Origin of the sequence: Micromonospora sp. ATA51 (assembly GCF_016802855.1) — a bacterium.
GTDB classification, from domain to species: Bacteria; Actinomycetota; Actinomycetes; order Mycobacteriales; family Micromonosporaceae; genus Micromonospora; species Micromonospora sicca.
In genome coordinates, this window is record NZ_JAEVHJ010000349.1 from 1 (window position 1) to 6,618 (window position 6,618).

6 protein-coding genes are annotated in these 6,618 nt (G+C 71.4%); 5 read left to right on the forward strand and 1 reads right to left on the reverse strand.

What is annotated here, in order from left to right; translation table 11 throughout:
* Position 1 precedes the first annotated feature (1 nt).
* A complete protein-coding gene (locus tag JNW87_RS32555) occupies positions 2-1,417 on the forward strand; it encodes a ricin-type beta-trefoil lectin domain protein (RefSeq protein WP_238455001.1) in 1,416 nt (471 codons plus the stop codon).
* A 76-nt stretch (positions 1,418-1,493) separates the two neighbouring features.
* Positions 1,494-2,759 carry a glycoside hydrolase family 16 protein gene (locus tag JNW87_RS32560; RefSeq protein ID WP_238455002.1) on the forward strand — a complete coding sequence of 422 codons (1,266 nt, stop codon included), beginning with the start codon at positions 1,494-1,496 and terminating at the stop codon, positions 2,757-2,759.
* Positions 2,760-2,951: 192 nt separating this feature from the next.
* On the opposite strand, the gene JNW87_RS32565 is transcribed toward JNW87_RS32560, so the two are convergent.
* Positions 2,952-3,326: a VOC family protein gene (locus JNW87_RS32565; protein ID WP_109800247.1), complete on the reverse strand. Its 375-nt coding sequence runs from the start codon at positions 3,324-3,326 to the stop codon at positions 2,952-2,954.
* Between the two features lie 251 nt (positions 3,327-3,577).
* Here JNW87_RS32565 and JNW87_RS32570 point away from each other — a divergent pair, with 251 nt between their 5' ends.
* The 3 genes from JNW87_RS32570 to JNW87_RS32575 all read left to right on the forward strand — a co-directional run bounded on the left by JNW87_RS32570 (position 3,578) and on the right by JNW87_RS32575 (position 6,355).
* Entirely contained in the window at positions 3,578-5,155 is a 1,578-nt protein-coding gene (locus tag JNW87_RS32570; protein WP_238455004.1) for a beta-1,3-glucanase family protein, read from the forward strand.
* A 162-nt stretch (positions 5,156-5,317) separates the two neighbouring features.
* A complete protein-coding gene (locus JNW87_RS39985; protein ID WP_255420177.1) occupies positions 5,318-5,449 on the forward strand; it encodes a hypothetical protein in 132 nt (43 codons plus the stop codon).
* A 156-nt stretch (positions 5,450-5,605) separates the two neighbouring features.
* A complete protein-coding gene (locus JNW87_RS32575) occupies positions 5,606-6,355 on the forward strand; it encodes a hypothetical protein (protein WP_238455003.1) in 750 nt (249 codons plus the stop codon).
* Positions 6,356-6,618 lie beyond the last annotated feature (263 nt).

Here is a 6,618-nt window from a genome sequence, read left to right on the forward strand (position 1 = left end):
CATCGCGCCGGCGGTGGCCGAGGCGATGCGCCGCGACCTCGGCCTGACCGACGCGCAGCTCGGCACCCGCCTGCGGGTCGAGGCCGCCGCCCCGACCGTCGAGAAGCGCCTCCGCGCCCGGCTCGGTGGAGCCTTCGCCGGGGCGTGGATCCCGCCCGGCGGTCGACGCCTGACCGTGGCCGTCACCGATCCGGCGCTCGCCCCGGCCGTCCGGGCCGAGGGCGCTGATCCAAAGGTCGTGCCCCGCGACGAGCGCACCCTCGACGCGGCCAAGCGGTCCCTGGACCGCAGCCGGGCGAAGGCGGACCCGCGCAGCGTCTACGGCTGGTACGTCGACGTGGCACGCAACGCGGTCGTGGTGACGGCCCGGCCCGGCGCCACCGCGGAGGCGCGCTCCTTCGCCCATGCCAGCGGGCTCGCCGCGAGTGCGGTGACCGTCGCCGAGTCCGCCGACGCGCCCCGCCTGAAGTACGACATCCGCGGCGGTGACCAGTACGTCATCAACGGCAACACCCTCTGCTCGGTCGGCTTCGCCGTCGCCGGCGGCTTCGTCACCGCCGGCCACTGTGGCCGGCCCGGCAGCCCGACCCTCGGCTTCAACAACGTCGCGCAGGGCACGTTCGCCGGCTCGTCGTTCCCCGGCGACGACTACGCCTGGGTCCGCACCAACGGCGACTGGACGCCGCGGCCCTGGGTCAACAACTACTCGAGCGGCAACGTGGCGGTGGCCGGCTCCCAGGACGCGGCAATCGGCAGCTCGGTCTGCCGCTCCGGCCGCACCACCGGATGGCGCTGCGGGACCATCCTCGGCCGCAACGAGACGGTCAACTACGCGCAGGGCGCGGTGTACGGCCTCAGTCGCAGCAACGCGTGCGCGGAGGGCGGCGACTCGGGTGGTTCCTGGATCTCCGGCAACCAGGCCCAGGGCGTCACCTCCGGCGGCTCCGGCAACTGCTCCACCGGCGGCACCACCTGGTTCCAGCCGGTCAACGAGATCCTCGCCGCCTACGGCCTGTCGCTGACCACCAGCGGCGGCGGTGACCGGTTGATCAGCAATTGGAACAACCGGTGCATCGACGTGCCGTACTCCAACTTCTCCGACGGCGTTCCGCTGCAGACGTGGACCTGCAACGGCACCGCCGCGCAGGCCTGGACCTTCACCGGCGGAACGCTGCGCAGCCAGAACAACATGTGCATGGACGTGGCCTGGGGCTCCACCGCCAACGGCGCCACCATCCAGATCGCCACCTGCAGCGGAAACCCGGCCCAGCAGTTCGTCCTCTCTGCCGCCGGCGACCTGGTCAACCCGCAGGCCAACAAGTGCGTCGACATCAAGGACTGGAACAACTCCGACGGCGCCCGCCTGCAGCTGTGGGACTGCGCCGGCACCGCCAACCAGAAGTGGCGCCGCGGCTGATCGCACCATCCCCTTTCCCGCCGCGCCCGCCGATCGTCAGCATCCGTCGTCCCGTACCCACCCCAAGGAGAACCCCGTGTTTCGAGCCCGCCCCCGCCCACGGTCACGAATCCTCGCCCGCGCCGTGACCCTCGCCCTCCTCGCCGCCTCGGCCGCCGTCTTGCCGCCGCACGCCCACCCGGCGCAGGCGGCCATCGCCGGGATCACCTGGCAGGACGAGTTCAACGCACCGGCCGGCACGCCCGTCGACCAGAGCAGGTGGCGGTTCGACATCGGCGGTGGCGGCTGGGGCAACAACGAGCAGCAGTACTACACCAACAGCACCAGCAACGCGGTGCACGACGGCCAGGGCAACCTGGTCATCACCGCCCGCAAGGAGAACCCGGCCAACTACCAGTGCCACTACGGCCGCTGCCAGTACACCTCCGCCCGGCTGCTCACGGCCGCCACCTTCACCCAGGCGTACGGCCGGTTCGAGGCCCGGATCAAAGTCCCGCGGGGTCAGGGCATCTGGCCGGCGTTCTGGATGCTCGGCAACGACATCGGCAGCGTCCAGTGGCCGAACTCCGGCGAGATCGACATCATGGAGAACGTCGGCAAGGAGCCGAACACCGTCTACGGCACCGTGCACGGCCCCGGCTACTCCGGCTCGGGCGGCATCAGCGGCAGTCGTACCCTCGGCCAGCCCCTCGCCGACGGCTTCCACAGCTACCGGGTGGACTGGGAGCCCAACTCCATCATCTGGTACCTGGACGGCGTCGAGTACCACCGCGTCGATCCCGCCCGGCTCGGCGGCAACCGCTGGGTGTTCGACCACCCCTTCTTCCTGATCCTGAACGTGGCCGTCGGCGGCTACTGGCCGGGATACCCCGACGCCTCCACCCAGTTCCCCCAGCAGATGCTCGTCGACTACGTCCGGGTCTCCGGCTACACCCCGGATGACGGCAACCCGCCGTCCGGCACCACCCGGATCAAGGGAGCGCAGAGCGGCCGCTGCATCGACATCCCCGGAGCCAACCCGGTCGACGGCGCGAAGCTGCAGATCTGGGACTGCAACACCACCGCCGCGCAGGCCTGGACGTTCGCCTCCGATGGCACGGTGCGCGCCATGGGCAAGTGCATGGACCCCGCCTGGGCCGGCACCGCCAACGGCACCGAGGTCAACCTCGTCAGCTGCAACGGCAACCCGGCACAGCGCTTCACCCTCACCGGCTCCGGCGACCTGGTCAACCCCAGTTCCAACCGATGCGTGGACGTGCGGGACTGGAACCCGAACAACGGCGGCAAGCTCCAGCTGTGGGACTGCACCGGCGGGGCAAACCAGAAGTGGTCCCGCGCCTGAGGCGCAACCATCGCTCCGGCGCCCCGGGCCGCTGAGGGGCGGCGCGCAACCGCAGGCAGCGTCCGTGACGGGGCGGACCGAGTCGTGCGGGCCGGCGGCGGATGCCGCCGGCCGCCGGCAAGGAGCCGAGCTGACCGGGCAGCCGCACCCCGCGGCGACCGGGAGTGGACCTCGTCGGGCGCCGCGCCCCGGTCAGATGAACAGGCAGAACGGGTGGCCGGCCGGGTCGAGGTGCACCCGCACGTCGTCCTGCGGCTGGAAGTCCGCCACGGTGGCGCCGGCGGCCACCGCGTGGGCCGACGCCGCTTCCAGGTCGTCGACCTCGATGTCGAGGTGGGCCATCATCTGCGGCTCCTGCGGACCCGCCGGCCACACCGGCCGCACGTACGCCGGCTCGGTCTGGAAGGACAGGCCCGCACCGCCGTCCGGCGGGCGCAGCGTGACCCAGTCCGGCTCGTCGTGGTGTCGCGCCCACCCGAGCAGGCGTTCGTAGAACCCGGCGAGCTGCTGGGCGTCGGGCGAGTCCAGCACGGTGGCGGCGACGGTCAGCCGCGGTCGATCGGCCATACCACCGTTCGTACCCGCATCCTCCCCTCCGACGGCTATTGACATAAAACATAGACCAAGTTGAAAGTATGAGAGAGCGCTCTCTCCGGTCGGAAAGGCAACCGCACTCCGACCGCTCCCGCCACCGCGTCCCGCACCAACACCACCACCGTCGGGCCGCGAGGGCACCCGTCCCTACCCCGAAGGAGCACCCCTTGAGCAGCAGACGCTCGCTGGGCAGAAGAGTGGCCGCAACCTTCTGCGGACTGGCGATGCTCGTCCTGGCCGTCCCCGTGGCCCTTGCCGCGACCCAGGACTCCGCAGACGCCATCGGCCCCGACCTGCTACCCGTCACGGTCACCAACAACTCCGGCCGCGGCGAGGCGGTCTACCTCTACATCCTCGGCACCGACATCCGCCCCGGCGGCGGCCTCGGCTACGTCAACGCCGCCGGCGCGTTCACCCGCTGGCCGGCCGGGGGCAATCCGCCGACGCCCGCGCCCGACGTCGCGATCGCCGGCCCGGGCAACGGCGGCAGTGTCACCGTCCGCTTCCCGCGTTTCCTCTCCGGACGCATGTATTTCTCGTTCGGCCAGAAGCTCGACCTGCGGCTCACCCCCGACGGCCTGGTGCAGCCTGCGCCGTGGGCCGGCGGCGACCCGAACCGGAACATCCTGTTCGACTGGTCGGAGTTCACCTACAACGACGCGGGCCTGTGGCTGAACAGCTCGCAGGTGGACCAGTTCGCCGTGCCACACGCCGTCTCCGTCACGCACAGCAACGGCAGCACGACCAAGACCGGCGAGCTGCTCAACGACGGCCGGAACACCGTCATCAACGCGGTCAAGGCCCAGCCGGCGTTCGCCCGGTCGGTCGTCACCCGCGCCGACGGGACCGTGCTGCGGGTCCTCGCCCCCGGCAAGGCGATGGACGCCGGGCTGATGGACCCCGGCTACCTGGACTCGTACATCACCTCGGCGTGGAACGCGTACACGAGCCGTACCCTCACCGTCGTGCCGCGCGTCGCCGAGCCGAACCGCAGGTTCTTCGGCCGCACCGTGGGCACCAACATGGTCTTCACCGACTCGACCGGCGCGCAGGTCGCCACCGTCGCCAAGCCCACGACCAGCAACGTGTGGGGCTGTGACGGCGTCTTCAACGCACCGAACACGCCGCCGTTCATCGAGCCGGAGATCAAGCGCACCCTGTGCACGGCGCTGAACCGCGGCACCCTCGGCACGTTCGACGTCGAGCCCAACCTCGACGCCAACACCTTCTACAAGAACAGCGCCCCCAACCACTACTCGCGCATCATCCACGCCAACATGGCCGACGGAAAGGCGTACGGCTTCGCCTACGACGACGTCGGCGGCTTCGAGTCCCTCGTGCACAGCGGCGACCCCCGGTCGGCCGCCATCACCCTGACCCCCTTCGGCCCGGGTGGCCCCACCGGGCCGCCGCCGGCGACCGGCAGCATGATCGTCAGCAACTGGCACAACAAATGCATCGACGTGCCGAACTGGAACTTCAACGACGGTCAGCGGCTCATCGTGTGGGACTGCCACGGGGGCACCAACCAACGCTGGGACTTCGTCAACGGGACCCTGCGTACGCAGAACAACAAGTGCATGGACGTGGCCTGGGGCTCCACCGCGAACGGCGCGGCCATCCAGATCGTCACCTGCTCCGGCAACCCGGCCCAGCAGTTCGTGCTGACCGCGGCCGGCGACCTGGTCAATCCACAGGCGAACAAGTGCGTGGACATCGCCGACTGGAACCCGAACAACGACGCGGTGCTGCAACTGTGGGAGTGCACCGGCGGCGCCAACCAAAAATGGCACCGCGGCTAACCGCACCGCGGCTAACCGCACCGCGGTCAGGGGCCGTCTCGCACCTTCCGGGACGGCCCCTCCGACACCCTTCCTTGAACTTTCGGTCAGGACGCGCAGCTGTTCGTCCTGGACAGCGACCCGGCCAACTCGGCCACCTGGATCCGCCCCCGGTCGAGCGCCGTGGCCGCGGCCACGGGCGGCGGGGCCGGCGCCACCGAGACGATCACCTTCACCCCTGTCCGGAGCGCCTGGTACGGCATCGTCGTGATCAACAAGGCGGGCTCCGGTAACTACACCCTCACCCGGTCCTGACCGTCGGGAAGAAACCGGGACGACCGGTCCGGGGGTGCCGACCACGGCGCTCCCGGACCACCGTCCGTACCAGGCCAGGGTCCGTTCCGGCCCGGACGGAACCGGCGGCACCGTTGGGGCGTCCGACCCGCGTAACCGCTACGCAGGAGGCGACCGATGCACCGAGGCAGAGTGCTGGCCCTGCTCACCATGCCGGCCCTGCTCGCCGGAGCGGCGACGATCGCCGGTTGCGCCGGGCGGGACGAGGCGGAAGGGGAGCCGCCAAGCGGTGCGGAGGCCCTGGTGCTGCGGCTGAGCGAGTTGCCCGGCCTGTTGCCACCCAGAGGCGCGGCAGCCCTAACGCCCCGCTTCTCCCTGCTCGGGGACGGCCGGCTGATCAGCGTCCCGGCCGGGTCCCCCACTGGCTGGCCGCACCTACGCGCGGACCAGGTCCCGCCGGACGGCGTACGCGATCTGCTCCGCGACGCCGCCGCGCTGCCGGAACAGGCGGCGGCCGATGGCCCTGACGCGCCGGTCGTCCGGGTCGTCGTCGGCTCGACCCGAGGGCGGCGCACCGTCACCCTCCCCCGGACCGACCCGGCGGCCGCGCGGCTCCGGGCGGCGCTTGCCGGGTACGCCGCCGGCCCGACGGTGCCGTACCAGCCGACGGCCGTCGCGATCGTCGCCACGCCGGCCGATCCCCCCGAGCCGGCCCGGCCCTGGCCGTTGCCGGCGCTGACCGGCGAACCCCTGCGGGGCACGGCCTCCGGCTCCACCTGCCTCGTGCTGCGCGGCGCCGACCTCGAACGGGTCCGCCGGGAGGCGGCCACCGCCGGTGCCGGCACGCGCTGGAGCAGCGCCGGTCGGGTGTGGCAGGTGGCTCCACGCCCGCTGCTGCCCGACGAGACCGGCTGCGCGGACCTGTAGTCGCCAGCAAGGCACTCGCCATTCCGGCGAACAATCGGACACGTTCGATCGAGGACGTCGCTGTGCGGGCGGTCACCCCACCACCCGGCGGAACGCGGCGTGGACAGCACGATCCCTGCAAGGGTGTGCAACTGTTGCCTGGTTGACTAAGCGAAGCTATGTGGTACGTTCTTGATCATGTCGTTGCTGCGTCTGGGTCCGGCCGCTGAGTACATCGGTGTGCATCCTGTGACGCTGCGCCGGTGGGCGGATGAGGGACGGGT

Bases quoted from the DNA above. Each gene is read 5' to 3' on its own strand.
- JNW87_RS32575 (WP_238455003.1), top strand. From the start codon at position 5,606: ATGCACCGAGGCAGAGTGCTGGCCCTGCTCACCATGCCGGCCCTGCTC.
- JNW87_RS32565 (WP_109800247.1), bottom strand. From the start codon at position 3,326: ATGGCCGATCGACCGCGGCTGACCGTCGCCGCCACCGTGCTGGACTCG.
- JNW87_RS32570 (WP_238455004.1), top strand. From the start codon at position 3,578: ATGCTCGTCCTGGCCGTCCCCGTGGCCCTTGCCGCGACCCAGGACTCC.